The sequence below is a fragment of the Escherichia sp. AM3 genome, assembly GCF_032029835.1.
Lineage (GTDB): Bacteria > Pseudomonadota > Gammaproteobacteria > Enterobacterales > Enterobacteriaceae > Escherichia > Escherichia coli.
On record NZ_JAVUPQ010000625.1, the window covers coordinates 1 to 398 of the forward strand.

The 398-nt window shown below is 41.5% G+C and carries 1 protein-coding gene; it reads left to right on the forward strand.

The window, feature by feature from the left end:
- Nucleotides 1-203, forward strand: a 203-nt coding sequence (locus RTW80_RS27580; protein WP_312721280.1) for an H-NS family nucleoid-associated regulatory protein, incomplete at its 5' end; no start/stop codon positions are given.
- Between the last annotated feature and the right edge of the window lie 195 nt (nucleotides 204-398).

Below are 398 nucleotides of genomic sequence, written 5' to 3' on the forward strand. Positions count from 1 at the left end.
GATTTAGCGAAGAGAAACCGAAAAAACGCAAAAACAAACTTCCAAAAGCCCCGCCAAAATATCAGTTTGAAGACAATGGTGTTGTTAAATACTGGTCTGGTCGCGGTCGTGCGCCTAAACCAATCGATGCAGCACTAAAATCTGGTCAGAAGCTTGAAGATTTTCTCATCAAGAAAGACCAGTCCGGCACCGAGCAAGCATAATAAATTCTTTAAAGCCCCGCACCTAAAGCCGGGGCTTTTTGTTTTATGATAAAGGTGGAGTAATGAGTCTTACTTTGCCAATTATGTACTTTAAAACAGGAAGCGATCTTAGCCAGATAACGCATTTTGAAGTGAACTACCCGGATGATTTTGTAAAACAAGCGTGGGAACGGCCAGAAATAAATCTCTTCATAG